The sequence below is a fragment of the Paraburkholderia sp. PREW-6R genome (genome assembly GCF_039621805.1).
Lineage (GTDB): Bacteria > Pseudomonadota > Gammaproteobacteria > Burkholderiales > Burkholderiaceae > Paraburkholderia.
In genome coordinates, this window is record NZ_CP155073.1 from 1,061,149 (window position 1) to 1,086,295 (window position 25,147).

Consider the following 25,147-nt stretch of genomic DNA (forward strand, 5'->3'; position numbering starts at 1 on the left):
TGAGTGCGTGGACAGCGCACGCTGAACGGGCACGCATCAGAACACGTCAACCGCGGGATTCATCGCCTGAAACGGCGGTGGACAGGCGAACGATTGAGCGGTAACAGGTTAAGGAAGATTGACCATCATGGTTGAACTTGAAATAGACGGCAAGAAAGTAGAGGTGCCTGAAGGCAGCATGGTGATCCAGGCTGCGCATAAGGTCGACACGTACATTCCTCACTTCTGCTATCACAAGAAGCTGTCGATTGCGGCCAACTGCCGGATGTGTCTGGTCGATGTCGAGAAGATGCCGAAGGCCGTGCCCGCATGCGCGACGCCGGTGTCGGCGGGCATGATCGTGCGCACCAAGTCGGACAAGGCGGTGAAGGGCCAGCAAGCCGTGATGGAATTCCTGCTGATCAACCACCCGCTCGATTGCCCGATCTGCGATCAGGGTGGCGAGTGCCAGTTGCAGGATCTGGCCGTGGGTTACGGCAAGTCGGCGTCGCGCTATAGCGAAGAAAAGCGCGTGGTGTTCCACAAGAACGTCGGCCCACTGATCTCGATGGAAGAAATGTCGCGCTGCATTCACTGCACGCGCTGTGTCCGCTTCGGTCAGGAAATTGCCGGCGTGATGGAACTCGGCATGCTGGGCCGCGGCGAGCATTCGGAGATTACGTCGTTCGTCGGCAAAACGGTCGACTCGGAAATGTCCGGCAACATGATCGACCTGTGCCCGGTCGGCGCGCTGACCAGCAAGCCGTTCCGTTACAGCGCCCGCACGTGGGAACTGTCGCGCCGCAAGTCGGTGAGCCCGCACGATTCCGTCGGCGCGAACCTCGTGGTGCAAGTCAAGAACAACCGCGTGATGCGTGTTCTGCCGTTCGAAAACGAATCCATCAATGAATGCTGGATTTCGGACAAGGACCGTTTCTCGTACGAAGGTCTGAACAGCCCCGATCGTCTTACGCAGCCCATGCTGAAGCAGGGCGGCAAGTGGGTCGAGACCGACTGGCAGACCGCGCTCGATTACGTGGTCAAGGGCCTGAAGGGTATCAAGGGCGATCACGGCGCGGACGCGCTGGCCGCGCTGGGCACCGCCCACAGCACCGTTGAAGAACTGTTCCTGCTGAAGCAACTCGCGAGTGCGGTCGGTACGCCGAACGTCGACTTCCGCCTGCGTCAGTCGGATTTCTCGGCACCGGTCAGCGGCACACCGTGGCTCGGCACCGCAATCGCCGAACTGTCGAATGTCGACGCCGCGTTGGTGATCGGCTCGGACCTGCGTCGCGACCACCCGCTGTTTGCCGCGCGCCTGCGCCAGGCGGCAAAGGGCGGCGCACAGCTCACGTTCGTCCAGGCTACCGACGACGATGCGCTGATTCCGCAAGCGCAACGCGTCGTGGCGGCGCCGTCGGGCTGGCTCGAGGCACTGGCGGGCATTGCCGGCGCGGTGTCGGAAGCGAGCGGCGTTGCACTGCCGGAGGCGTTCGCAGGAACCCAGCCAGGCGAATCCAGCAAGGCGGTGGCCAAGTCGCTCGCAACCGGCCAGAGCCGTCTTGTGCTGCTCGGCAACGGTGCGATCCGTCACCCGGACTTCGCTGTCATTCACGCGGCGGCGCAATGGATCGCGGACGCAACCGGCGCAACGCTCGGCTTTCTCACGGAGTCGGCCAACACCGTTGGCGCGCATCTTGTCAACGCGTTGCCGGGCGAGGGCGGTCTGAACGCGCGCGAAGTGTTCGAGCAGCCGCGCAAGGGTTATCTGCTGCTGAACGTCGAACCGGAATTCGACACCGCCAATCCGGCGCAGGCTCTTGCCGCGCTGAAGCAGGCTGAAATGGTTGTCGTGTTGTCGCCGTTCCAGATCGGCGCTGAATATGCCGACGTGTTGTTGCCGATCGCTCCGTACACGGAGACGGCCGGCACTTTCGTCAACGCGGAAGGCACGGTGCAGACGTTCAACGGCGTCGTGCGTCCGTTGGGCGACACGCGTCCGGCCTGGAAGGTCCTGCGTGTGCTGGGCAGCCTGCTTGGCGCACCGGGCTTCGATTTCGACACGTCCGAAGAAGTGCGTCGCGCCGCGCTGGGTAACAGCGAGCTGACGTCGCGCCTGTCGAACAGGACGGAGGTTGCAGTGGCGCGCGGCAAGTCGGTGAAAGCCACTGAAGGCACATTCGAACGCATCGCCAATGTGCCGATTTATCATGCCGACGCGCTCGTGCGTCGTGCGGAATCGCTGCACCTGACGGCAGCGGCGCGCGCGGCGAACTCGGTCGGTTTGCCTGCTGCACTGTTCGACAAGCTGGGTTTGAAAGAAGGCGACGCAGTGCGCGTGCGCCAGGGCGAGCAATCGGTGCAGTTGCCGGCCGTGCGCGACGCGTATCTTGCGGAGACGGTCGTCCGCGTGTCGGCGGCTACGCCTGCCGGTGCAGCGCTGGGCAGCCTGTTCGGTGAACTGGTGGTGGAGAAGGCGTAAATGAGCTTGTTCGATACGATCAACTCGGGCGGCACCCAGCTTCTCGGTGTGGCATGGCCCACGGTGTGGGCGCTCGTGCGCATTCTGGTGGTGGCCGTCGTGATCCTGCTTTGCGTCGCTTACCTGATCCTCTGGGAGCGTAAGCTGATCGGCTGGATGCACGTGCGGCTCGGGCCGAACCGCGTCGGGCCCGCAGGTCTGTTGCAGCCGATTGCCGACGTGCTGAAACTGCTGCTGAAAGAAGTGATTCAGCCGGCGCAGGCGAGCCGCTGGATCTATATGATTGCGCCGATCATGGTGGTGGTGCCGGCCTTCGCTGTCTGGGCGGTGATTCCGTTCCAGGCGGGCGCGGTGCTGGGCGACATCAACGCGGGCCTGCTGTATGCGATCGCGATTTCGTCGATTGGCGTGTACGGCGTGATTCTGGCCGGCTGGGCGTCGAATTCGAAGTACGCGTTCCTCGGCGCAATGCGTGCGGCAGCACAAATGGTCTCGTATGAAATCTCGATGGGCTTTGCGCTCGTCGTGGTGTTGATGACGGCGGGTACGTTGAACCTGTCGGGCATCGTCGGTTCGCAGGAACATGGTTTCTTCGCGTCGCACGGCCTGAACTTCCTGTCCTGGAACTGGCTGCCGCTGTTGCCTATGTTCGTCGTGTACTTCATCTCGGGCATCGCCGAAACGAACCGTCACCCGTTCGACGTGGTGGAGGGTGAATCGGAAATCGTCGCGGGCCACATGATCGATTACTCGGGGATGGCGTTCGCGCTGTTCTTCCTCGCCGAGTACATCAACATGATCGTGATTTCGGCATTGGCTGCAACACTGTTCCTTGGCGGCTGGAGCGCACCGTTCGGCTTCCTGTCGTTTGTCCCGGGCATCGTCTGGCTCGTCGTCAAGGTTTTCTTCCTGTTGTCGGTATTCATCTGGGCACGCGCCACGTTCCCGCGCTATCGCTATGACCAGATCATGCGTCTTGGCTGGAAGATTTTCATTCCGGTCTGTGTGGTCTGGCTGGTGGTGGTCGGCTTCTGGATCATGTCGCCGTTGAATATCTGGAAATAAAGGGCGGATGAACCTATGACCGCAATCCAAAACTTCTTCAAGACCTTCTTCCTGACGGAATTGCTCAAAGGCCTCGCGCTGACTGGACGCTATACGTTCCAGCGCAAGGTGACCGTGCAGTTTCCGGAAGAGAAGACCCCGATCTCGCCGCGCTTTCGCGGCCTGCATGCGCTGCGCCGCTACGAAAACGGCGAAGAACGCTGCATCGCCTGCAAGCTTTGCGAAGCGGTGTGCCCGGCGCTCGCCATCACGATCGAATCCGAAACGCGCGCGGACAATACGCGTCGCACCACGCGTTATGACATCGACCTGACCAAGTGCATCTTCTGCGGTTTCTGCGAAGAGAGCTGCCCGGTCGATTCGATCGTCGAAACGCACATTCTCGAATATCACGGCGAGAAGCGCGGCGATCTGTATTTCACGAAAGACATGCTGCTGGCGGTGGGTGATCGCTACGAAGCGGAAATCGCTGCGAACAAGGCAGCGGACGCACCGTATCGTTAACCGCGTTCTGCCCGAGTGGCGCAAGCTGACCGAGGGCAGCAGTAGAGAGCAGAAGTAAAAAGCGGCAGTCAATGCATCAGTAACACGGCCTGTTGTTGGGCCGAGCGCCACGGCCCTGAGCGCCGCGGCACGGCGCACCTGTGCGGTGGCAGGCGGTCAGTCCGCCGCGGCGCACGTGCCAACGAACCATGCCTGACGATGGCCTAACGATGAACCGGTAATCATGGAATTCACGACCGTACTGTTCTACATCTTCGCGCTGCTCCTGGTGGTATCAGGGCTGAAGGTGATCACCTCGCGCAACCCGGTTTCGTCCGCACTGTTTCTGGTGCTGGCGTTCTTCAACGCAGCCGCGATCTGGATGCTGCTGCAGGCCGAGTTTCTCGCGATCCTGCTGGTGCTGGTCTATGTCGGCGCGGTCATGGTGCTGTTCCTGTTCGTCGTGATGATGCTGGACATCAACATCGACGTGCTGCGAAAAGACTTCAAACGCTTCCTGCCCATGGCCACGCTGGTGGGCGCGATCATCGTGATCGAAACCGCGCTGATCCTGTGGCATGGCTACGGCGCGACGGCCACGGCGCTGCGCGATACCACGGCCGCTGCGAACGGCATGGGCGACTGGTCGAATACCCGCCTCATCGGCAAGGTGATCTACACGGATTACATCTTCGCGTTCGAAGTGGCCGGCCTCGTGCTGCTGGTGGCGATCATCGCGGCTATCGCGCTGACCACGAGCCACAAGAAAGACAGCAAACGCCAGAAGGTCAGCGAGCAGGTCAAGGTGCGTGCGCAAGATCGTGTGCGCGTGGTGAAGATGCGTTCGGAAAAGACCGCGGCAACCGTCGCGGCGGAAGAAGCCGCGGCAGCGGCAGCAGCGGCCGACTCGGCACCAGCGAAAAACAGCTGAGCGGACAGGAGATATAAATCATGTTGACCCTTGCTCATTACCTCGTCCTCGGCGCGATCCTGTTTGCGATCAGCGTCGTGGGCATTTTCCTGAACCGTCGCAACGTCATCATCATCCTGATGGCGATTGAGCTGATGCTGCTGGCGGTCAATACCAATTTCGTCGCGTTCTCGCATTATCTCGGCGACGTGCATGGCCAGATCTTCGTGTTCTTCGTGCTGACGGTTGCGGCAGCCGAAGCGGCGATCGGCCTCGCGATTCTGGTGACCCTGTTCCGTAGCCTCGACACGATCAACGTCGAGGATCTGGATCAGCTCAAAGGTTAATTTCGGGAAAAGCGGTTATGACGACACTCAATGAAAACCTGCTGCTGGCGATCCCGCTGGCACCGCTGGCCGGTTCCCTGATTGCGGGGCTGTTCGGAAAAGCGGTGGGACGGGCGGGCGCGCATTCGATCACGATCCTTGGCGTCGCGATTTCGTTCCTGCTTTCGTCTATCGTCTTCGTCCAGGTGATGCACGGTGCGAGCTTCAACGACACCGTCTACGAATGGATGATGATCGGCAAGACGAAGTTCGAAATCGGCTTTCTGGTCGACTCGCTGACCGCGATGATGATGTGCGTGGTGACGTTCGTGTCGCTGATGGTGCACATCTACACGATCGGTTACATGGCCGATGACGATGGCTACCAGCGCTTCTTCTCGTACATATCGCTGTTCACGTTCTCGATGTTGATGCTCGTGATGAGCAACAACTTCCTGCAACTGTTCTTCGGCTGGGAAGCGGTGGGTCTGGTGTCGTACCTGCTGATCGGTTTCTACTTCACGCGTCCCACGGCGATTTACGCGAACATGAAGGCGTTCATCGTGAACCGCGTGGGTGACTTCGGCTTCCTGCTCGGTATCGGGTTGCTGTTTGCGTTCGCCGGCTCGATGAACTACGGCGATGTGTTCGCGAAGCGCACCGAACTCGCCGCCTTGACCTTCCCGGGTACGGACTGGGGTCTGCTGACGGTCGCGTGTATCTGCCTCTTCATCGGCGCAATGGGCAAGTCCGCGCAGTTCCCGCTGCACGTGTGGCTGCCGGATTCGATGGAAGGTCCGACGCCGATCTCCGCACTGATTCACGCGGCGACCATGGTCACGGCCGGTATCTTCATGGTCACGCGTATGTCGCCGCTGTTCGAACTGTCGGATAGCGCGCTGTCGTTCGTGACGATCATCGGCGCGATCACCGCACTGTTCATGGGTTTCCTCGGGATCATCCAGAACGACATCAAGCGGGTGGTGGCGTACTCCACGCTCTCGCAGCTGGGTTACATGACGGTGGCGCTTGGCGTCTCGGCTTACCCGGTCGCCGTGTTCCACCTGATGACGCATGCGTTCTTCAAGGCGCTGCTGTTCCTTGGAGCGGGTTCGGTCATCATCGGCATGCACCACGACCAGGACATGCGCAACATGGGCGGCCTGCGCAAGTACATGCCGATCACGTGGATCACCTCGCTGATCGGTTCGTTAGCGCTGATCGGTACGCCGTTCTTTTCGGGCTTTTACTCGAAAGATTCGATCATCGACGCGGTGAAGCTGTCGCATCTGCCGGGGTCGGGTTTTGCGTATTTTGCGGTGGTGGCAAGCGTGTTCGTCACCGCGCTGTATTCGTTCCGTATGTACTTCATGGTGTTTCATGGCAAGGAGCGCTTCCGTGGTCCGAAGCATCCGGAGTCGCCGATGGGCATCGAAGCTGCCGTGCATGCGCATGACGGTCACGGCCATGACGCGCACGGTCACGGTCACGACGACCACGCTCACGAGCCGCACGAAACGCCGTGGGTGGTCTGGCTGCCGCTGGTGTTGCTGGCGATTCCGTCGGTCATCATCGGCGCGATCGGCGTGGGCCCGATGCTGTACGGCGATTTCTTCCAGCACGGCGTGGCGTTCGACAAGGTGATTTTCATCGGCGAGAACCATCCGGCGCTGCATGAGATGGCCGAAGAGTTCCAGGGCTGGCTGTCGATGGGCTTCCATTCGGTCGCCGGTCTGCCGGTGTGGCTGGCGCTCGCCGGTGTAGTGGTCGCGTGGTTCCTGTATCTGATTCGTCCGGATCTGCCGGCTGTGATCAAGCGCGCGTTCGGTCCGATCTACACGTTGCTCGATAACAAGTACTACATGGACAAGATCAACGAAGTCGTGTTTGCCCGCGGCGCGGTGGCAATCGGCCGAGGTCTCTGGAAGGAAGGCGATGTCGTGGTGATCGACGGTATCGTCAACGGCAGTGCGCGCTTCATCGCCTGGTTTGCCGGCGTGATCCGCTTCCTCCAGTCGGGCTATATCTACCATTACGCGTTTGCCATGATTATCGGCATGCTGGGGCTCCTGACCCTGTTTGTAACGCTCGGCGGCAAATAAGGCGAGGGACACTAATGCACGCTTATCCGATTCTCAGTATCGCAATCTGGTTACCGATCCTCGTTGGCCTTCTGGTTCTGGCTATCGGTTCCGACCAGAACCCGGCTCCGGCGCGCTGGATTGCGCTGATCGGTTCGGTCGTCAGCTTCCTCGTGACGATTCCGCTGATTACGGGTTTTGATTCGAGCACCGCCGACCTTCAATTCGTCGAAAAAGCGAACTGGATCGAACGCTTTAACATCACCTACCACCTGGGTGTCGACGGCATCTCCATGTGGTTCGTGGTGTTGACCGCATTGATTACGGTGATCGTCGTGATTGCCGCGTGGGAAGTGATCACGAAGAACGTCGGTCAGTATCTGGCGGCGTTCCTGATTCTGTCGGGCATCATGGTCGGCGTGTTCAGCGCGGCCGACGGCATGCTGTTCTACGTGTTCTTCGAAGCAACGCTGATTCCGATGTACATCATCATCGGCGTGTGGGGTGGCGCGAACCGCGTCTATGCGGCGTTCAAGTTCTTCCTGTACACGCTGATGGGCTCGCTGCTGATGCTGGTCGCGTTGCTTTATCTGTACATTGAAACGGGTACGTTCGATCTCGCCACGTGGCAACATGCGCAGATCGCGATGACGCCTCAGGTGCTGCTATTCATAGCGTTCTTCATGGCGTTCGCAGTGAAGGTGCCGATGTGGCCGGTTCACACATGGTTGCCGGATGCCCACGTGGAGGCGCCGACCGGCGGCTCCGTCGTGCTGGCCGCGATCATGCTGAAGCTGGGCGCGTACGGTTTCCTGCGTTTCTCGTTGCCTGTCACGCCTGACGCCAGTCATTTCCTCGCACCGGTCGTCATCACGCTGTCGCTGATCGCGGTGATCTATATCGGTCTGGTCGCGATGGTTCAGGCCGACATGAAGAAGCTGGTCGCGTACTCGTCGATCGCGCACATGGGGTTCGTGACGCTCGGCTTTTTCATCTTCAATCAGCTCGGCATGGAAGGCGCGATCATCCAGATGGTCTCGCACGGTTTCGTGTCGGGCGCGATGTTCCTGAGCATCGGCGTGCTGTATGACCGCATGCACTCGCGCCAGATCGCCGATTACGGCGGCGTCGTGAACGTCATGCCGAAGTTCGCCGCTTTCGCGATGCTGTTCTCGATGGCCAACTGCGGCTTGCCGGGCACCTCGGGGTTCGTCGGCGAATTCATGGTGATTCTCGCGGCTGTCCAATACAACTTCTGGATTGCGGGCGGCGCGGCGGTCACGCTGATTCTCGGTGCGGCCTATACGTTGTGGATGTACAAGCGGGTGTATTTCGGCGCGATCGCCAACGATCACGTGAAGAGCCTGCTCGACATCAGCCGTCGCGAGTTTTTCATGCTGGCAGTGCTCGCCGCACTGACGCTGTTCATGGGCCTCTATCCGAAGCCCTTTACCGATGTGATGCACGTATCCGTGGAAAACCTCCTCTCCCACGTTGCGCAGTCGAAACTGCCGTTGCCACAGTAACGCAGAGCGGAGGAATTTAAAGATCATGCAAAACGCCCCTATGACTGCTCTGTTGCCCGACGCACTGGTGATGCTCGCCGTTGTCGTCGCATGGCTCAACGACACGTTCGTCGGCCAGGCCGGTCGCCGTACGACCTACTTCATCGCGTTCTTCTCGACGCTGGTCGCGGGGATCTGGTTCGCAATGAATGCGTTCGATCCGCAAGTGCGCTACTACTTCGGCCACATGTACGTGGTCGATTCGTTCGCGAGCGTGATGAAGGCAGTCGTGACACTCGGCTACGCGGTGTCGATTGTGTATTCGCGCCGATATCTCGAAGATCGCGGACTGTTTCGCGGCGAGTTTTTCCTGCTAGGCATGTTCTCGCTGCTCGGCCAGCTCGTGATGATCTCGGGCAATAACTTCCTGACGCTGTACCTCGGTCTGGAACTGATGTCGCTGTCACTTTACGGCGCGATTGCACTGCGTCGCGACGCGGCACCGTCGAACGAAGCGGCGATGAAGTACTACGTGCTTGGCGCGCTGGCGTCGGGCTTCCTGCTGTACGGCATTTCGATGCTCTACGGCGCGACGGGTTCGCTCGATCTGAACGAAGTGTTCAAGGCGGTAGGTACGAGCCATTACGATCCGAGCGTGCTGCTGTTCGGCGTGATCTTTATCGTTGCGGGCGTGGCGTTCAAGATGGGCGCGGTGCCGTTTCACATGTGGGTGCCGGACGTTTATCAAGGTGCGCCTACAGCCATGACGCTGATGACGGGCGGCGGCCCGAAGGTTGCGGCTTTTGCGTGGGGCTTGCGCTTCCTCGTGATGGGGCTACTGCCGCTGGCGGTTGAATGGCAGGAGATGCTGGTGATTCTGGCGGCGCTGTCGCTGATCGTCGGCAATATCACGGGTATCGTGCAGCGCAACGTCAAGCGCATGCTTGCCTATTCGGCGATCTCGAACATGGGCTTCGTATTGCTCGGCCTGCTGGCCGGCGTGGTCGATCACAAGACCACGGGCGCGGCGAATGCATACGGCTCAGCGATGTACTACAGCATTGTCTATCTGATTACGACGATGGGCACGTTCGGCATCGTCATGCTCCTCGCACGGCGCGATTTCGAGGCGGACACGCTGGAGGACTTCAAGGGCCTCAACCAGCGCAGCCCGGTTTTCGCGTTCGTGATGATGGTCATGATGTTCTCGCTCGCCGGCATTCCGCCCGCGGTTGGCTTCTACGCGAAGCTCGCAGTGCTGCAGGCTACGATGAACGCCGGTTTGACGTGGCTGACGGTGCTGGCCGTGATTACGTCGCTGTTCGGCGCGTTCTATTACCTGCGTATCGTCAAGCTGATGTACTTCGACGAGCCGCAAGACAAGTCGCCGATTATTGCCGATTCGAGCACGCGCGCGCTGCTCGCAGTCAACGGCGTTGCTGTGCTGATTCTCGGTATCGTGCCGGATCCGCTGCTGAAGGCCTGTCTGCAAGCCATTCAGCACACCCTGCTGCTCTGATGTCCGCTGCAGGCTGGTTTATCGTGTTGTTGGCTCTCGTTGGCGCCAACCTGCCGTTTTTGAATCAGCGTCTCTTCGCCGCCATACCCTTGAAAGCGGCGAAGAAGAGCGCCTGGATCCGGATCGGTGAACTGATCGTGCTGTACTTCGTGGTCGGCGCGCTGGGTTTTATGCTCGAAGCGCGCGCGGGCAACCGCTTCGAGCAGGGTTGGCAGTTCTACGCCATTACGTTTGCGCTGTTCGTCGTATTCGCATTCCCCGGCTTCACGTTCCAGTATCTCGTCAAACGCCGCTGACGGCGGCTCGCCGTCGCGCACCATGTTGTCCTGAGGTTCGCTTATGGCAGAAGTACCCAATCATGACGCGGCGCTTACCGAGACATGCCTCGAAAGTAAGGTCATCCATCAAGGTCCGTTTCTGACGCTCAAGTGTGACACGGTGAGCTTGCCGGACGGTAAGCGCGCCACGCGCGAGTACGTTCAGCACCCGGGCGCCGTGATGGTCATTCCGTTGTTCGACGACGGCCGCGTGCTGTTGGAAAGCCAGTACCGCTATCCGATGGGCAAGGTGATGGTCGAATATCCGGCGGGCAAGCTCGACCCGAACGAAAATTCCCTCGCTTGCGCAGTCCGTGAATTGAGGGAAGAAACCGGCTACACCGCGCGCGAATATGTTTATCTGACGCGCATCCACCCGATCATTTCCTACTCGACCGAGTTCATTGATATCTATCTGGCGCGTGGTTTGACGGGCGGTGAGCGCAAGCTCGACGAAGGTGAGTTTCTCGAACTGTTCACCGCGACCGTCGCAGACGTGTCCGAATGGGTGCGCACCGGCAAGATTACGGATGTGAAGACGATTATCGGCACGTTCTGGCTGGAGAAAGTCCTGTCGGGCGCGTGGCCGATGGCTCAGCCTGAATGACGGTTTTCACGCGATGCGCACGCCAGGTGCGCCGAAGCGGATGAACTTCAGAAAAGCCCTCGCTGGTCTATGACTGGCGAGGGCTTTTTTCATCGACGACAGCGAATGATCCGGCTTCGCGCCGAGTCCGGAATCTGAAAAATGTCCGTGTGTCTTATGCCATCTGGCCGTCTCGCCGCATAGCGGCTACCCCTCTAGTATCAAAGCTCAGACGCGCGTCGATCCGGTTGTTTTGGATAACGAATGATTCGGATCGACTGAGTTTTCGATGATTTGAATCAGGTTGTCACTTGACAACCTGATTCAAAGGCTCTAAATTGGAGGCCATGAATGGTTCGCACGACACATGCAAAGAAAGAGATAGAGGCGGCATTGGAATACGCGGAATCGCACGGCTGGCGCGTCCAGGGTGGCGGTAAGGGTCATGCTTGGGGCAGGATCTACTGCCCCTACAACGATGCAGAATGCCGCTGCGGCGAGTTTTGCATATCGAGCATATGGAGCACGCCGAGGAACGCCGGCAATCACGCAAAACACTTGCGGCGCATTGTAGACAATTGCACGGTTCATCAGCATTGATCGGGTCTGCCCACGTCAGGCACGAATGAAAGCAGGGGGAAGTGATGGAATATGAGTTCACGCTGAAATATCGGCTTGCAGAACAAGATTGTGATCTGGAGGCTATCGTTGAACGCCTGGGTGAAGCAGGTTGCGACGACGCCACGGTGGGGATTGGGCAGCCCGGGCGTATTGCACTGTTTTTCACGCGCGAAAGCGCGTCGGCATTTGATGCGCTTATCAGCGCACTCACCGAGGTGAAGGAGGCTGTGCCGTCCGCCCGGCTCGTCGAGGCGGGGCCAGATTTTGTTGGACTAACCGACGTAGCAGAGGTGGCTGGCGTCTCAAGACAAAACATGCGCAAGCTCATGTTGAGTCATGCGAAAGACTTTCCCGCTCCGGTCCATGAGGGCAGTGCATCGGTATGGCATCTGTCGGACATTCTCGACTGGTTAAATGCGCGCGGCGGGTATGAGATCGACGCAGGCGTCTTCGACGTCGCGAAGTCAGCCAAGCAGATCAATCTTGCGAAAGGGATTCGCGAACTCGACGCGCGCCTTAATCGCCAACTTCAGTTCCTCGTGGCTTAAGAGGGCTGCCATCGGAACACGCAAAGATTCGCCGGAGGGGTTTGCAAAGGGCGGGCCGGCTTGTGTGCCGGCAACAACGCTGGCGACAGCGCCGTGAGTTCACGGCGGCGAAGGCACCTTCGGCAGCCGTTCGCTTGAAGCGTTAAAATCGCACACCACGTCGCTTCTCTGCGCCGCGCGGTTCTGGCGAGTCGCCTGGTGAATTTACGAACGACCGTTCACAAAAACTTATTTTGCGCTAAACTCGCACGCAAGCCCTGATTCCACATGAAGGTCCTCGATTTACAGTGTGCGCATGGCCATCGCTTTGAAGGATGGTTTGCTTCGGCTGAAGACTTTGAGTCGCAGCAGTCCCGCAAGCTCGTTGCATGTCCGATTTGCGGTGCGAATCAAGTAAGCCGTCTCCCGTCAGCGCCTCGTTTGAATTTGTCAGGCGCGACCGAGACGAAACCGACTGCCGCCGCTGAAGGTGCACAAGCGAAGCTTATGCGTGCGCTGCGCGAGGTACTGGAGAAGACGGAGAACGTGGGCGACCGCTTTGCCGAGGAAGCGCGGCGTATTCACTATAACGAAGCGCCCGCTCGCAACATTCGTGGTGTGACCACACCGGAAGATGCGCGCGCCTTGGTCGAAGAAGGCATCGAAGTGATGCCGCTGCCAGTTCCTGCTGCCCTGAAGGAACCGCTGCAATAGCGCGGTGGCTCTTTGGCGGCGGGTGGTTGCGGCCAGGAGACACTACGCATGAATCTGGACTATTCCCCCGCTGACAACGCGTTCCGCGTCGAAGTACGCACCTGGCTCGAAGCGAATCTGCCGCGCGAGCTTAGCCGCAAAGTACTCAATCACAAACGTCTGAATCGCGAAGATTTCGCCGGCTGGCACAAGCTGCTGGGTACGCGCGGCTGGTCGGCGGTGGCGTGGCCGAAAGAATACGGGGGGCCTGGCTGGAACGCGACTCAACGACATATCTGGGACGAAGAATGCGCGCGGATCGGTGCGCCGTCGGTGCTGCCCTTCGGCGTGTCGATGGTGGCACCTGTCCTGATGAAATACGGCAACGAAGCGCAGAAGCGCCATTACTTGCCGCGCATACTCGACGGCACGGACTGGTGGTGCCAAGGCTACTCGGAACCCGGCTCCGGTTCCGACCTCGCGTCGCTGCGCACTCGCGCTGAACGCTCCGGCGATCATTACATCGTCAATGGTCAGAAAACCTGGACGACGCTCGGCCAGTATGCGGACATGATGTTTTGCCTCGTACGTACCGATAGCGGCGCCAAAAAGCAGGAGGGCATTTCATTCCTGCTGATTGATATGAAAACGCCCGGCATCACCGTTCGTCCAATCATTACGCTCGACGAAGACCACGAAGTGAACGAAGTGTTTTTCGAAGACGTGAAGGTACCGGTCGACAATCTGGTAGGGGAGGAAAATCGGGGCTGGACTTACGCGAAATATCTGCTCGGTCATGAACGCACGGGTATTGCGCGGGTCGGTCAATCCAAACGCGAACTGGTTTTTCTCAAACGTCTCGCGCTCGATCAGAAAAAGAATGGTCGGCCATTGCTGGAAGATCCGGTGTTCGCCGCAAAGGTAGCGAGCCTTGAGATTGAACTGATGGCGCTTGAAGTCACCGTGCAGCGCGTGGTCGCCAATGAAGCCGGGGGGCGTGGCCCGGGACCCGAAGCATCCATGCTTAAGATCAAGGGGACGGAGGTACAACAGGCGCTGACTGAACTGATGTTCGAAGCGGTTGGCCCGTTCGCCGCGCCGTTCGACGTGCCGTTCCTGGAAGGCGAACGCGAGCACAGCCTTGCTGGAAATGACGACGCCGCGCCGCTGGCCGCGTATTACTTCAACTTCCGCAAGACGTCGATTTATGGCGGCTCGAACGAAATTCAAAAGAACATCATCGCGCAGATGATTCTGGGACTTTGAGGAGCGGCGCATGGACTTCACTTTTACCGACGAGCAACAGCAATTTGCCGACGCGCTGCGCCGCTATCTCGACAAGAACTACGGCTTTGAAGCGCGCCAGAACATCGTGCGATCGGACTCCGGCATATCCGACACGCATTGGGCAGCATTCACCGAACTGGGCTTGACTGCGCTACCGGTGCCGGAAGCGCAAGGCGGTTTCAACGGCGGCGCGATCGACATGCTGGTGGTCATGCAGGAGCTAGGCCGGGCATTGGTCGTCGAACCGTATTGGGCGACCGCCGTGGGTATCGAAGCGCTGCGCCTTGCCGGCAGCGGGCAGGGCGAAGACGGCGCATTGCTTGAGCGCGCGGCGCAAGGCGAAATCAAACTGGCGGTGGCTTTTCACGAACCGCACGCGCGCTATGACCTGTTCGACGTACAGACAACTGCAGGCAACGAAGGCGAACGGCAGACTTTGAGCGGCACGAAGTCTGTCGTATTGCATGGCGCGCAGGCAGACCACTGGATCGTGCCTGCCCGTCTCGACGGCGAAATTGCGCTCTTTGTCGTGGCGCGCGACGCAGCCGGCGTCAAGATCACCGATTACCGGACGATCGACGGCCAGCGTGCGGCCACGCTCGAATTCAGCCGAACGCCCGCGCGCCGTTTGTCCGGTCAACATGCGGGTGCTGCAACCCTCGAACATATCGCGGACTACGGCACGTTGCTTTTATGCGCGGAGGCAATCGGCGCGCTCGACGCGCTGAATCTGGCTACCGTCGACTACACGAAAACGCGCCAGCAGTTCGGCCAGCCGATCGCGCGCTTCCAGGCGCTCCAGCACCGCATGGTCGACATGCTGATTCATGCGGAGCAGGCACGTTCGCTCACCTATCTGGCTGCCATGCGTTATGGCGGCGCTAATGCCGACGAACGTCGCCGCGCGGTCTCCGCCGCGAAAGCGCGCGTCGGGCAGGCCGCGCGTTTCGTGGGACAGCAGGCGGTTCAGTTGCACGGCGGCATGGGTGTCACGAACGAAGTGGCCGCGGCGCATCTGTTCAAGCGGCTTGCTATCATCGAAACCACATTGGGCGACGTCGATCACCATCTGGCGCGGTTCACTGCGCTGCCCGGCTTTGCCACGGTCGAGGTGTGATCGGCGCCTGAAGCGAATCACAAGGAGAGGCGGCAATGGGTTTGAGCTACGAGGATATGGTGGTCGGCACGACTGTGGAGATCGGCAAGCATACGTTCACGCGTGAGGAAATCATTGCGTTTGCCGAGAAGTTCGATCCGCAGCCGTTTCATGTAGACGAAGCCGCCGCGGCGGAGTCGCCGTTTCGCGGATTGGTGGCGAGCGGCTGGCACACCTGTTCGGTCATGATGGGTTTGCTCGTGCGCAACGCTCTAAAGGGCTCCACGTCGATGGGATCGCCCGGGATCGACGACATCCGCTGGCTAAAGCCGGTGCGCGTTGGCGATACGATCACCATGACGAACTCGGTGCTGGATAAACGCGTGTCGGAGAGCAAGCCTGATCGCGGCATCGTATCGACGCAGTGGACAGGCACCAATCAGCACGGTGAAACGGTGGTGACGGTGCGTTCGAAGGCGCTGTTCGGACTGCGTAATCCGGGTGCCGCGACATGACAGGCGGCGCCGTCACCGTCATGACGTTAAGCAGCGCCGAGGACCTGCGGGCTCTGATTGCCGCCGAGCCGCGGATGAGCGAATGGATAACGGTCGATCAGGACAGCGTCGACCGATTCGCTGAAGCGACCGGCGACCGGCAATGGATTCATGTCGATCCGGAGCGAGCGCGGCGCGAGTCGCCATTCGGCGGCCCCATCGCGCATGGTTTCATGACGCTCTCACTGATACCAGCGTTGCTTGGGAAAACGGTGACGCTTAAGCAGCGAATGGGCGTCAACTACGGCTTGAATCGCGTGCGGTTCACATCGCCAGTGCCCGTTGGATCGGAATTGCGCGCCAGCTTTGCGGTCAAGTCGGTCAGTGACGTTGATGACGGCGTGCAGGTTGTGTGGGACGTCACCTTGGAGCGGCGGGGTAGCGAGCGGCCGGTGTGCGTCGCGGAGTTCATCACGCGGCACTACTTTTAAATGCGCGGTCAGGCAGCGTGATGGGAAAAAGCGAGTAAGACGCAAGTCCGCTCGCTGTTCTGTGTGCGGCCCGCACACATAGTGCGCGCAAGCCGCAGCGGCAAGCACGATTGGCGACCCGCGACTCCTATGCATACGCATGGTCCACCACGCACAACGCACAACGCACAACGCGGGCGCGAACAACCGCCCGCGATATCAAACTTAACCCTCCGCTTAGACCACCCATCCCAACCGTCGACCGAACAACACCGCGCGAGCAGCAACGCACCACGCCGCTCGCGCGCTCACCGGAACGCCGCTTTCACACCCGCGTAACCGGCGTCTCCACGCGAGCCGCTGCGCCTGCATCCATATATCGCGCAAGCTCGAGTTTGGCGATCGCGTTTCGATGCACTTCGTCCGGCCCATCGGCAAAGCGCAAGGTCCGCGCCGACGCATACGCATAGGCCAGCGGAAAGTCGTCGCTCACGCCGCCGCCGCCGTGCGCCTGGATCGCCCAGTCGATCACCTGGCACGCCATATTGGGCGCAACCACCTTGATCATCGCAATCTCGCCGCGAGCGCCCTTGTTGCCGACGGTGTCCATCATGTACGCCGTCTTCAACGTAAGCAGACGCGCCTGTTCGATTATGCAGCGCGCTTCCGCAATGCGCTCCAGCGTCACTCCTTGCGCCGCGACCGGCTTGCCGAACGCGATACGTTGCAGCGAGCGTTTCGACATCAGTTCGAGCGCACGTTCGGCCAGACCGATCAGGCGCATGCAATGGTGAATGCGGCCGGGTCCCAGGCGCCCTTGTGCAATCTCGAAACCGCGCCCTTCGCCGAGCAACAGGTTGCCGACGGGCACGCGCACATTGTCGAGCGTGATTTCCATATGCCCGTGCGGTGCGTCGTCGTAACCAAACACGGTAAGCGGACGGTGCACGGTGATGCCGGTGGCGTCGGCGGGAACGAGGATCATCGACTGCTGCTGGTGACGCGGCGCTTCCGGATCGGTTTTGCCCATGACGATGTAGATCTTGCAGCGCGGATCTCCGGCACCGGATGACCACCACTTATGACCATTGATCACGTAGTAGTCGCCGTCGCGCACGATGCTTGTCTGAATGTTGGTCGCATCCGACGACGCCACTTCCGGCTCGGTCATCAGGAACGCGGAACGGATCTGACCTTGCAGCAGCGGTTCGAGCCATTCGCGTTTGTTGTCTTCGCTGCCGTAACGCTCGATCGTTTCCATGTTGCCGGTGTCGGGCGCGTTGCAGTTAAACACTTCCGGCGCCCAGGGCACGCGCCCCATGATCTCGCACAACGGCGCGTATTCGAGATTTGTCAGACCCGCACCGCGCGACGATTCCGGCAGAAACAGATTCCACAGCCCGGCTTCACGCGCTTTCAGTTTGAGTTGTTCGATCAGTTCGGTCGGCACCCACGCGTTGCCAGCGTGGCGATTGCCGGCTATCTCTGCATAAAAGGCCTGCTCGTTCGGGTAGATGTGCTCGTCGAAGAACGCGAGCAGCTTGTCGCGCAGCGCCTGAACCTTCGGGGTGTAATCGAAATTCATGTATGTCCTCGCGTGTTACGGATACCGTCTGTTCAGTTGCACAGCCATGACCGCGTTGCGTGGTGTCAGCGATCGCGCGCGACCAGCACGACACCGCAGCGCGCTCAGGTGCGCTTTATTGTCTAGCGCACCTTCTGTGCAAAGCGCCACGCGAGTTCCGCCATCGGCTTTGCGCGGCGGCCGGCATCCAGCGCCTGCGCGCTTGCCGCGGTACCGTCGACGACACGCTTCATGATCCCCTGCAGAATCGCTGCAATGCGGAACATGTTGTACGCCAGATAGAAATTCCAGTCGCCGCGGATTTCGAAACCCGTGCGTTCGCAATAGCGCTCGACGTAGCGCGTCTCGTCCGGAATGCCCAGCGCCGTCCAGTCCAGGCCGGCGATGCCGCGGAATTGCGCAGGGTCGACATGCCACGCCATGCAGTGATAGGCGAAGTCCGCAAGCGGATCGCCGAGCGTCGACAACTCCCAGTCGAGCACCGCAAGCACGCGCGGTTCTTCGGGGTGGAAGATCAGATTATCGAGCCGATAGTCCCCATGGACGACCGAGACACGCTCGCCCGTTTCCGCGGGCATGTGCTGCGGCAGCCATTCGATCAGACGATGCATCGAATCGATTCGCTCCGTTTCCGACGCAATGTACTGCTTGCTCCAGCGGCCGATCTGCCGCGCAAAGTAGTTGCCCGGTTTGCCGTAGCCGGCGAGACCCGCCGCCGCGACGTCCACGCTATGCAGCTCCGCGATCACGCGATTCATCTCGTCGTAGATCGCGCCGCGTTCCTGCGGCGACATGCCAGGCAGAGATTGATCCCACAGCACGCGGCCCTGGACGAACTCCATCACATAGAACGCACGGCCAATCACGCTTTCGTCTTCGCACAGCGCAAGCATTTGCGCCACGGGCACGCCGGTTCCAGCAAGGCCGTGCATCACCCGATATTCGCGCTCGACAGCATGTGCCGACGGCAGCAACTTCGCCGCCGGCCCAGGTTTGGCGCGCATGACATATGAACGTGACGGGGTCACCAGCTTGAACGTCGGGTTCGACTGGCCGCCCGCAAACTGTTCGATCTCCAGTGGACCGCCAAAGCCCTCGACATGTTGCGCGAGCCACGCGGCGAGCGCATCGGTGTCGAAACGCTGCCGCTCGTTGACCGGACGTGTTCCCTCGAATGCCGAGTAATCAGGTTTGCTGTCCGGTTCGCCGCTCTCTGTGGCGTTCACCATATGTCTCCTCCAGGTCGGGTTCAGCTACGCTTGAATTGAACGAACTGTGCGTAGAGCATTTCCATCGTGGTATTGCGCACGTCGCGATGTAGCGGCGACGGCGGTGAATAATTGATTGTGCGTAATACCAAGTCGCGCGGCCGTTCGCCGACATCGAGTGCGTTGATGCAGCCAGTGGCTTGCGCAAGATGACCGAAAAACGTGCGTCCGCCGGCAGTGAGCGCATGAGAGAGAATGGCGCGATTCACCCCGCCATGCAGCACGAGCAGCACGGTGTCCCACGACGAATCGTCGCGCAACCTGGCCACGGCGGGCAGCACACGATCGAACAGCGAGCCGATCGTTTCGCCGTCGAGAAAGCGTGTGCTTTCCGGCACGATGCCATCGAACGCGCCGAGGAACGCCGCCTCGACATCTTGCTGTGCAATATGGCTGAGTTTGCCGCCGCGAATTTCCTGCAGCGCGGGCTCGGTTTCGAGCGCAATTTGCTGACCGGTTTCCGCGAGCACGCGCTGCGCGGTTTCAACGGTGCGCGGCAATCCACTGACCATCACACGATCGAAGCGCACCTGCTGTTGCGCGAACACGCGGCCCGCGGCGCTTGCCTGCTCGCGGCCGTTGGCGTTCAACGGCACGGTATCGGGATCGATCGCGCGGCCGGAATCGTCGAAGTACGTCACGTCGCCATGACGCATCAGGTAGATGCGGCGGCGCTTGGGCAATTGATAGTGGGGCATGGTCCGCGGGTTCAGTGGCGCGCGCTCGTTCGATCGTTCACTTGTAGACCGGCTGGCGTTTTTCGAGGAACGCGGAAATCCCTTCGAGCCCGTCGCGATGATGGAGCGAAGCAACAAAGCTGTCGCGCTCCTGGCTCAGATGCTCGGCAAGCGGTTGGGCGCCGGCCGCGCCGATCAGCCCTTTGATGCGAGCCACCGAGTTCGGCGAAATCTTGCCGAGTTCGTCGGCCCATGCCACCGCCGCGTCGCGCACGGCGCCCGTCTTCGCGAGGCGGTTGACCACGCCGAGTTCATGCAAACGCTCGGCGCCGATCGGTTTGCCTTCGATCAGCACTTCGGTTGCCAGTTGACGCGGCAACGCGCGGGCAAGAAACCACGAGCCGCCGCCATCCGGCGTCAAACCGACCCGCGCGTACGACATGACGAATTTCGCCTCACTCGCGGCGACGATCAGATCACACGCGAGCGCGAGCGAGAATCCCGCACCGGCCGCGGCGCCGTCCACGGCTGCAATCACCGGCTTGGACGACAGGCGCACTGCCGAAATCCATTCGCCCAGCAGATCGATGCTTTCCGCCTGGACCGAAGGATCTTTCGCGCGATTTTCGAGCAGGCGGTTCAGATTGCCGCCCGCGCAGAAGAAGTTGTCCGCGCCGGTGATCACGACGGCCCGGATCGACGGATCGCGCTCGACCGAGTCGAGCGCTTCGATACCGGCGGCGTACATGTCGGGATGCAGCGCGTTGCGTGCGCCAGGGTTGGACAGCGTCAGCACCAGCGTCGATTCGCTTTCGGTAGGGCGAGAGGTCAGAAGTTCGGCGCTCATGATTGCGTTTCCGAGGTGTGGGTTGCGGTGTCAGCCGTGTCGGCGGCGTCGCGCTGCGTAAGCGGCAGCCCAAGCTGTGCGCGCCGTGCAAGCCACGGTGAGGGGCGATAGCGCGGATCGCCGAGCACGCTGAACATATTGCGCAGAATCGTCAGGATGGTGCGCGAGCCGAGCGCGTCGCCAAGTGCCAGCGGACCGCGCGGATAGCCGAGGCCAAGGGTGACGGCGAGATCGATATCGTCCGGCGACGCGATCTGTTTTTGCGCGATGTCGCAGCCGATGTTGACGATCGTTGCCACGACGCGTTGCGCGACGAAACCGGTCGAATCGCGGATCACGGTGACCGGAACCCCGTCGGCGGCAAAGAGTGCGTGTGCTGTGTCGCGTACGTGGCGGCGGGTGGCCGGCGTGGTCATCAGCGTGCGGCGCTGCGCGTTCACTAAAGGAAAGAGTGTGTCGACGGCGACCGTGCGGCTCGCGTCGAGTGCTTCGTCCACGGCGGCCGTAGTCGCGTCGTGACCGAACGGCGTGACGACGATGAGCGAGTCCGCAGCGGGGGTCACGCCTTCGTCGAGTTGCACGCCTGCCTTGCTGACAAGTTCGGCGACGGCCTGATGAGCATGCGGATAGCGTTTGCTGATCCAGACACTGGCGGGCAATTCAGTGGGCACCGGTGTTTCCGCGGGTACCTGCTGTTTGCCGTCCACGTACCGATAAAAGCCTTCGCCCGTCTTGCGGCCGATCAATCCACCCGCGAGCCGCGTGCCGGTAATCGGCGACGGCGTGAAACGCGGCTCTTCATAGAACTGGTGATAGATTGATTCCATCACCGGATGCGACACGTCGAGCGCGGTCAGATCGAGCAGCTCGAAAGGCCCGAGGCGAAAGCCCGCTTGCTCGCGCATGATTCTGTCGATGTCCGCGAAGCTCGCGACGCCTTCGCCCGCCACGCGCAGCCCTTCCGTGTTTATGCCGCGGCCCGCGTGATTGACGATGAAGCCCGGCATGTCTTTCGCGCGCACCGGCGTGTGGCCCATGCGGCGCGCGAGATCCGTCAACGCGTCGCCTGCGGCGGGGTCGCTGCGCAGACCGTCGATTACCTCGACGACTTTCATCAGCGGTACGGGGTTGAAGAAGTGATAACCGACCACGCGCGACGGGTCGCTACAGCCAGCTGCAATGGCCGTAATCGACAGCGACGAGGTGTTCGACGCGAGCACGCACCGCCCGCTCACGACAGTTTCGAGTTCGCGAAACAGCGCCTGCTTGACGTCGAGCTTCTCGACAATCGCTTCGATCACGAGGTCGCAGTCGGCGAGGTCCGTGATAGCTTGTGCACCGCTCACGTTCGCGAGCGCGGCCAGTGAGCGCGCCTGCTCGAGCTTGCCTTTCTCGGTCAACCTGGCGAAAGTCTCGGCGAGGTAATCGCGCGCGGCGCCGACCGCAGCAGGATTGGCGTCGTACAGACGCACTTGCAGGCCCGCAAGCGCGGCAATCTGCGCGATGCCGCGGCCCATTGCACCTGCCCCGACAATGCCGATAGTCTCGATGCTGAAATGGCGAGAGGTCATTGGGATGCTCGACTCCATGGTTATTTTAGAATAGCACGATCGTGCAATTTACTGGATGATGATTTGCCGAAGGCCGCGGGCATGAACTGAACAGCGGCCTCACACAATCTGCCCGAAGGAGACACGGGATGATCAAGCTGTGCGGTTTCGCGCTTTCGAACTACTACAACAAGGTGAAGTTCGTGCTTCTCGAACACGGCATCCCGTTCGAGGAAGTTCTGGTGATTCCGAGTCAGGAAGAAGCCATGCTCGAACACTCGCCGCTTGGCAAGGTGCCGTATCTGCAGACCGCCGAGGGCGATCTGTGCGAGTCGCAATGCATTGTCGAGTATCTGGCTGCGCGTTATCCCGAGAAGACGATCTTTTCCGCCGATCCGTGGAAGGCAGCCAAGGAGCGCGAGATGATCATGTTCGTCGACGTGCACCTCGAGCTGACCGTACGCAATCTGTACAAGGAAGCGTTCTTTGGCGGCAAGGTCACCGACGCAACGAAAGGGCGCGTTGAGAAATTGCTCGCGCATCACATTGCCGGCTTTAAACGGATCGCGAAGTTCGGACCGTATTTGTGCGGTGAGCGTTTCAGTGTCGCCGACGCGGCGGGTTACGTGAGCTTGCCGCTGGTGGGCCTGGCTACGCAGGTGATTTACGGCCGCGATTTCCTGCTCGACGCCGGGATTGAGTGGAAAAACTATGTGAAGACGATCGACCAGCGCCCGGCCGCGCAACGCGTTACCGAGGATCGCAAAGCGTACATCGCGGCGCAACGTTCGTCCTGAAGCGCGTGGCATGGGACGCGCTTCGGCACGCGAGCGGCACGTGTCGCTCACCGTTCGACCGTTGCGCATCGCGGCCGCGGCGCGCGATGGCGACAAACGTGGGTTCAGTCGCAGCATCGCGCGGGTCATGCTACAGCCGCGCCAGTCGCTCGAGCGCGGTGGCGAGCGTGTTTTCCTGCTTGGCGAAGCAGAAGCGCACTACGCCCGACTCATGCGCCTCGTGATAGAAGGCGGAAACAGGAATAGCCGCTACGCCGATTTCGCCGGTCAGCCATTGTGCGAATTCGGCTTCCGGCGCGTCGCTGATGGCCGAATAGTCGACGCATTGAAAGTACGTCCCCGTGCACGGCAGCAAACGGAAGCGGGAATCTGCGAGCCCCGCGCGAAAAAAGTCGCGCTTCTTTTGATAGAAGGCCGGCAAGTTCAGGTACGGCGCGGGGTCTTTCATGTACTCGGCAAGGCCGACCTGCATTGGCGTATTCACGGTGAACACGTTGAACTGATGGACCTTGCGAAACTCGGTGGTCAGTGCGGCAGGCGCCGCGACGTAGCCGACCTTCCAGCCCGTGACGTGATAGGTCTTGCCGAAGCTCGACACCACGAAACTGCGCTGCGCGAGTTCCGGATAACGGGCCATGCTTTCGTGCGGCGCGCCGTCGTAGACCATGTGCTCGTACACTTCGTCGGAAAGAATCAGCACGTTGGTGCCGCGCACGGTCTCCTCGAGTTTGCGCATATCGTCCGCGCGCCAGACTGTGCCCGTCGGGTTGTGCGGTGTGTTGATCAGCAGGAGCCGTGTTTTCGGCGTGATGGCGGCCGCGAGCTTGTCGAACGGAATGCGGTAATCCGGCGCGTCGAGCGTGACGAACACTGGTTTGCCGCCGGCCAGTTCGATGGACGGCAGATAACTGTCGTACGTGGGTTCGATCACTACCACTTCATCGCCCGGATGAACGGTGCACAAAATCGCTGTCAGTAATGCCTGTGTCGCGCCTGCGGTGACGGTGATTTCCGTTGTCGCGTCGTAACGGCGGCCATACAGGCTCGCGATCTTGTCGGAAATGGCCTGGCGCAGCGGCGCGACGCCTGCCATCGGCGGGTACTGGTTGTGGTCCTCACGCATGGCATTCGTCACCGCCTCGACGATGCGCGGATCGCAACTGAAGTCAGGAAAGCCCTGACCCAGATTCACAGCGCCTTTTTCAGCGGCGAGCGCGCTCATTACCGTGAAGATCGTTGTGCCGACGCTCGGCAGGCGAGATGGAAACGAAGGACTCGTGGGCGTGTCGTGCGGTGCATTCATGGCGCTTTCCGGAGCTTGGACGTATGAGTGAGTGGGCGAGTCGGGCAGGGGCCGTGGTTTGACGCGTCGAATCCTGATTGTAGGGAATCGCCGCGCTCCGTGGGTGCGGCGGCGTTCACGTTAGCCATCCGGCCAGGCTAGTCGCTGGCATCAGGCGCGCACGGGCTCGTTCGGCTTACCGAGCCACGCGCTCACCGACTCGACGAACGGCGCGGGTGGCGCAATCTGAAAGCCGAAGTCGCGTGCAATCCGTTTGGCGAGCTTCAACACCGCGCGGTCTTTCGACACCAGCCAGTCCGCCTGCGCCGCATGCGCCAGTTCGAGAAACTTCTGGTCGTCGCGATCCTTGCACTTCGGCAGTGGCTTCGCGTCTTCCGCAGGTGCGGCCGGCTCGACCTGTTGCGCGAGACGTGCCACCACGTCGAGCGCCGCCGCTTTATCGACCTTTCGGTGCACGAATTGCGGATAGTCAAGCACGTACGCGAGTTCCGCGAGGCAACGCGTGTCGATCAGCGCGGACAGCGCGCCGGTTTCGAGCGCGGCGCGAATGGGCCGCGTGTGCGGATCGTCGAACACGAGAATATCGATCCATACATTGGAATCGAGAACGACGCGCAAAGCGCCGCGTGACGCATGGGAACCGGGCATTCGTTACAATCTGGCTTTCGTCTTTGACCGC

25 protein-coding genes are annotated in these 25,147 nt (G+C 60.8%); 18 read left to right on the forward strand and 7 right to left on the reverse strand.

What is annotated here, in order from left to right:
* The first annotated feature begins 127 nt into the window (after positions 1-127).
* From nuoG to AAGS40_RS04725, 17 genes are all read left to right on the forward strand, one after another.
* A complete protein-coding gene (gene nuoG, locus AAGS40_RS04645; RefSeq protein WP_345813520.1) occupies positions 128-2,461 on the forward strand; it encodes an NADH-quinone oxidoreductase subunit NuoG in 2,334 nt (777 codons plus the stop codon).
* On the forward strand, positions 2,462-3,526 hold the full coding sequence (nuoH, locus tag AAGS40_RS04650; RefSeq protein WP_345813522.1) for an NADH-quinone oxidoreductase subunit NuoH: 1,065 nt from the start codon (positions 2,462-2,464) through the stop codon (positions 3,524-3,526).
* A gap of 15 nt (positions 3,527-3,541) precedes the next feature.
* Positions 3,542-4,030, forward strand: a complete 489-nt coding sequence (gene nuoI / locus AAGS40_RS04655; RefSeq protein ID WP_012432383.1) for an NADH-quinone oxidoreductase subunit NuoI — start codon at positions 3,542-3,544, stop codon at positions 4,028-4,030.
* A gap of 223 nt (positions 4,031-4,253) precedes the next feature.
* Entirely contained in the window at positions 4,254-4,940 is a 687-nt protein-coding gene (locus tag AAGS40_RS04660; protein WP_345813523.1) for an NADH-quinone oxidoreductase subunit J, read from the forward strand.
* A 20-nt stretch (positions 4,941-4,960) separates the two neighbouring features.
* Positions 4,961-5,266 carry an NADH-quinone oxidoreductase subunit NuoK gene (nuoK, locus tag AAGS40_RS04665; RefSeq protein WP_013339863.1) on the forward strand — a complete coding sequence of 102 codons (306 nt, stop codon included), beginning with the start codon at positions 4,961-4,963 and terminating at the stop codon, positions 5,264-5,266.
* Between the two features lie 17 nt (positions 5,267-5,283).
* Complete coding sequence (gene nuoL, locus AAGS40_RS04670; RefSeq protein WP_345813528.1) at positions 5,284-7,347, forward strand: NADH-quinone oxidoreductase subunit L; 2,064 nt, start codon at positions 5,284-5,286, stop codon at positions 7,345-7,347.
* A 14-nt stretch (positions 7,348-7,361) separates the two neighbouring features.
* On the forward strand, positions 7,362-8,852 hold the full coding sequence (locus tag AAGS40_RS04675; protein WP_345813530.1) for an NADH-quinone oxidoreductase subunit M: 1,491 nt from the start codon (positions 7,362-7,364) through the stop codon (positions 8,850-8,852).
* Positions 8,853-8,877: 25 nt separating this feature from the next.
* The gene (nuoN, locus tag AAGS40_RS04680) at positions 8,878-10,350 is read left to right on the forward strand and encodes an NADH-quinone oxidoreductase subunit NuoN (RefSeq protein ID WP_345813532.1); all 1,473 of its coding nucleotides are present in this window, start codon (positions 8,878-8,880) and stop codon (positions 10,348-10,350) included.
* Complete coding sequence (locus AAGS40_RS04685) at positions 10,350-10,646, forward strand: DUF2818 family protein (RefSeq protein ID WP_345813533.1); 297 nt, start codon at positions 10,350-10,352, stop codon at positions 10,644-10,646. Before nuoN ends, AAGS40_RS04685 begins: the two co-directional genes overlap by 1 nt.
* Positions 10,647-10,689: 43 nt before the next feature.
* Entirely contained in the window at positions 10,690-11,274 is a 585-nt protein-coding gene (locus AAGS40_RS04690; RefSeq protein ID WP_345813534.1) for an NUDIX hydrolase, read from the forward strand.
* Between the two features lie 330 nt (positions 11,275-11,604).
* Positions 11,605-11,853: a hypothetical protein gene (locus AAGS40_RS04695; RefSeq protein ID WP_345813536.1), complete on the forward strand. Its 249-nt coding sequence runs from the start codon at positions 11,605-11,607 to the stop codon at positions 11,851-11,853.
* 44 nt (positions 11,854-11,897) lie between these two features.
* Entirely contained in the window at positions 11,898-12,422 is a 525-nt protein-coding gene (locus AAGS40_RS04700) for a DNA-binding protein (RefSeq protein ID WP_345813538.1), read from the forward strand.
* A 267-nt stretch (positions 12,423-12,689) separates the two neighbouring features.
* Entirely contained in the window at positions 12,690-13,115 is a 426-nt protein-coding gene (locus AAGS40_RS04705; protein WP_345813539.1) for a DUF1178 family protein, read from the forward strand.
* A 48-nt stretch (positions 13,116-13,163) separates the two neighbouring features.
* Positions 13,164-14,360: an acyl-CoA dehydrogenase family protein gene (locus tag AAGS40_RS04710; RefSeq protein ID WP_345813541.1), complete on the forward strand. Its 1,197-nt coding sequence runs from the start codon at positions 13,164-13,166 to the stop codon at positions 14,358-14,360.
* A 10-nt stretch (positions 14,361-14,370) separates the two neighbouring features.
* On the forward strand, positions 14,371-15,498 hold the full coding sequence (locus AAGS40_RS04715; protein ID WP_345813543.1) for an acyl-CoA dehydrogenase: 1,128 nt from the start codon (positions 14,371-14,373) through the stop codon (positions 15,496-15,498).
* A 35-nt stretch (positions 15,499-15,533) separates the two neighbouring features.
* Entirely contained in the window at positions 15,534-15,992 is a 459-nt protein-coding gene (locus tag AAGS40_RS04720; RefSeq protein ID WP_345813545.1) for a MaoC family dehydratase, read from the forward strand.
* Between the two features lie 20 nt (positions 15,993-16,012).
* Positions 16,013-16,462 (forward strand): MaoC family dehydratase, encoded by a 450-nt coding sequence (locus AAGS40_RS04725; protein ID WP_345814265.1) that lies wholly within the window; start codon positions 16,013-16,015, stop codon positions 16,460-16,462.
* A 304-nt stretch (positions 16,463-16,766) separates the two neighbouring features.
* Here the strand turns inward: AAGS40_RS04725 and AAGS40_RS04730 are convergent, their stop codons facing one another.
* The 5 genes from AAGS40_RS04730 to AAGS40_RS04750 form a co-directional block, all read right to left on the reverse strand.
* Positions 16,767-18,026 carry an acyl-CoA dehydrogenase family protein gene (locus tag AAGS40_RS04730; RefSeq protein WP_345813547.1) on the reverse strand — a complete coding sequence of 420 codons (1,260 nt, stop codon included), beginning with the start codon at positions 18,024-18,026 and terminating at the stop codon, positions 16,767-16,769.
* Positions 18,027-18,148: 122 nt separating this feature from the next.
* Positions 18,149-19,255 (reverse strand): phosphotransferase, encoded by a 1,107-nt coding sequence (locus AAGS40_RS04735; RefSeq protein ID WP_345813548.1) that lies wholly within the window; start codon positions 19,253-19,255, stop codon positions 18,149-18,151.
* Between the two features lie 20 nt (positions 19,256-19,275).
* Complete coding sequence (locus AAGS40_RS04740; protein WP_345813550.1) at positions 19,276-19,992, reverse strand: histidine phosphatase family protein; 717 nt, start codon at positions 19,990-19,992, stop codon at positions 19,276-19,278.
* Positions 19,993-20,029: 37 nt separating this feature from the next.
* Positions 20,030-20,818: an enoyl-CoA hydratase gene (locus AAGS40_RS04745; RefSeq protein WP_345813552.1), complete on the reverse strand. Its 789-nt coding sequence runs from the start codon at positions 20,816-20,818 to the stop codon at positions 20,030-20,032.
* The gene (locus AAGS40_RS04750; protein ID WP_345813553.1) at positions 20,815-22,389 is read right to left on the reverse strand and encodes a 3-hydroxyacyl-CoA dehydrogenase; all 1,575 of its coding nucleotides are present in this window, start codon (positions 22,387-22,389) and stop codon (positions 20,815-20,817) included. The genes AAGS40_RS04745 and AAGS40_RS04750 overlap by 4 nt, the downstream gene beginning before the upstream one ends.
* Before the next feature lie 128 nt (positions 22,390-22,517).
* Here AAGS40_RS04750 and AAGS40_RS04755 point away from each other — a divergent pair, with 128 nt between their 5' ends.
* The gene (locus tag AAGS40_RS04755) at positions 22,518-23,165 is read left to right on the forward strand and encodes a glutathione S-transferase (RefSeq protein WP_345813554.1); all 648 of its coding nucleotides are present in this window, start codon (positions 22,518-22,520) and stop codon (positions 23,163-23,165) included.
* A gap of 130 nt (positions 23,166-23,295) precedes the next feature.
* Here AAGS40_RS04755 and AAGS40_RS04760 read toward each other — a convergent pair whose 3' ends face one another.
* Together AAGS40_RS04760 and AAGS40_RS04765 are read right to left on the reverse strand one after the other, a co-directional pair.
* Positions 23,296-24,468 (reverse strand): pyridoxal phosphate-dependent aminotransferase, encoded by a 1,173-nt coding sequence (locus AAGS40_RS04760; RefSeq protein ID WP_345813555.1) that lies wholly within the window; start codon positions 24,466-24,468, stop codon positions 23,296-23,298.
* 150 nt (positions 24,469-24,618) lie between these two features.
* Positions 24,619-25,116 carry a putative toxin-antitoxin system toxin component, PIN family gene (locus AAGS40_RS04765; RefSeq protein ID WP_345813556.1) on the reverse strand — a complete coding sequence of 166 codons (498 nt, stop codon included), beginning with the start codon at positions 25,114-25,116 and terminating at the stop codon, positions 24,619-24,621.
* Positions 25,117-25,147 lie beyond the last annotated feature (31 nt).

Excerpts from the sequence above, each read along its gene's own strand:
- AAGS40_RS04760 (WP_345813555.1), bottom strand. The coding sequence starts at position 24,468 with ATGAATGCACCGCACGACACGCCCACGAGTCCTTCGTTTCCATCTCGC.
- nuoI (WP_012432383.1), top strand. The coding sequence starts at position 3,542 with ATGACCGCAATCCAAAACTTCTTCAAGACCTTCTTCCTGACGGAATTG.
- nuoH (WP_345813522.1), top strand. The coding sequence starts at position 2,462 with ATGAGCTTGTTCGATACGATCAACTCGGGCGGCACCCAGCTTCTCGGT.
- AAGS40_RS04750 (WP_345813553.1), bottom strand. The coding sequence starts at position 22,389 with ATGACCTCTCGCCATTTCAGCATCGAGACTATCGGCATTGTCGGGGCA.
- AAGS40_RS04660 (WP_345813523.1), top strand. The coding sequence starts at position 4,254 with ATGGAATTCACGACCGTACTGTTCTACATCTTCGCGCTGCTCCTGGTG.
- AAGS40_RS04755 (WP_345813554.1), top strand. The coding sequence starts at position 22,518 with ATGATCAAGCTGTGCGGTTTCGCGCTTTCGAACTACTACAACAAGGTG.
- AAGS40_RS04735 (WP_345813548.1), bottom strand. The coding sequence starts at position 19,255 with ATGGTGAACGCCACAGAGAGCGGCGAACCGGACAGCAAACCTGATTAC.
- AAGS40_RS04745 (WP_345813552.1), bottom strand. The coding sequence starts at position 20,818 with ATGAGCGCCGAACTTCTGACCTCTCGCCCTACCGAAAGCGAATCGACG.
- nuoL (WP_345813528.1), top strand. The coding sequence starts at position 5,284 with ATGACGACACTCAATGAAAACCTGCTGCTGGCGATCCCGCTGGCACCG.
- AAGS40_RS04730 (WP_345813547.1), bottom strand. The coding sequence starts at position 18,026 with ATGAATTTCGATTACACCCCGAAGGTTCAGGCGCTGCGCGACAAGCTG.
- AAGS40_RS04715 (WP_345813543.1), top strand. The coding sequence starts at position 14,371 with ATGGACTTCACTTTTACCGACGAGCAACAGCAATTTGCCGACGCGCTG.
- AAGS40_RS04720 (WP_345813545.1), top strand. The coding sequence starts at position 15,534 with ATGGGTTTGAGCTACGAGGATATGGTGGTCGGCACGACTGTGGAGATC.
- nuoK (WP_013339863.1), top strand. The coding sequence starts at position 4,961 with ATGTTGACCCTTGCTCATTACCTCGTCCTCGGCGCGATCCTGTTTGCG.
- nuoN (WP_345813532.1), top strand. The coding sequence starts at position 8,878 with ATGCAAAACGCCCCTATGACTGCTCTGTTGCCCGACGCACTGGTGATG.
- AAGS40_RS04725 (WP_345814265.1), top strand. The coding sequence starts at position 16,013 with ATGACGTTAAGCAGCGCCGAGGACCTGCGGGCTCTGATTGCCGCCGAG.
- AAGS40_RS04765 (WP_345813556.1), bottom strand. The coding sequence starts at position 25,116 with ATGCCCGGTTCCCATGCGTCACGCGGCGCTTTGCGCGTCGTTCTCGAT.
- AAGS40_RS04685 (WP_345813533.1), top strand. The coding sequence starts at position 10,350 with ATGTCCGCTGCAGGCTGGTTTATCGTGTTGTTGGCTCTCGTTGGCGCC.
- AAGS40_RS04675 (WP_345813530.1), top strand. The coding sequence starts at position 7,362 with ATGCACGCTTATCCGATTCTCAGTATCGCAATCTGGTTACCGATCCTC.
- AAGS40_RS04695 (WP_345813536.1), top strand. The coding sequence starts at position 11,605 with ATGGTTCGCACGACACATGCAAAGAAAGAGATAGAGGCGGCATTGGAA.
- AAGS40_RS04710 (WP_345813541.1), top strand. The coding sequence starts at position 13,164 with ATGAATCTGGACTATTCCCCCGCTGACAACGCGTTCCGCGTCGAAGTA.
- nuoG (WP_345813520.1), top strand. The coding sequence starts at position 128 with ATGGTTGAACTTGAAATAGACGGCAAGAAAGTAGAGGTGCCTGAAGGC.
- AAGS40_RS04700 (WP_345813538.1), top strand. The coding sequence starts at position 11,898 with ATGGAATATGAGTTCACGCTGAAATATCGGCTTGCAGAACAAGATTGT.
- AAGS40_RS04690 (WP_345813534.1), top strand. The coding sequence starts at position 10,690 with ATGGCAGAAGTACCCAATCATGACGCGGCGCTTACCGAGACATGCCTC.
- AAGS40_RS04740 (WP_345813550.1), bottom strand. The coding sequence starts at position 19,992 with ATGCCCCACTATCAATTGCCCAAGCGCCGCCGCATCTACCTGATGCGT.
- AAGS40_RS04705 (WP_345813539.1), top strand. The coding sequence starts at position 12,690 with ATGAAGGTCCTCGATTTACAGTGTGCGCATGGCCATCGCTTTGAAGGA.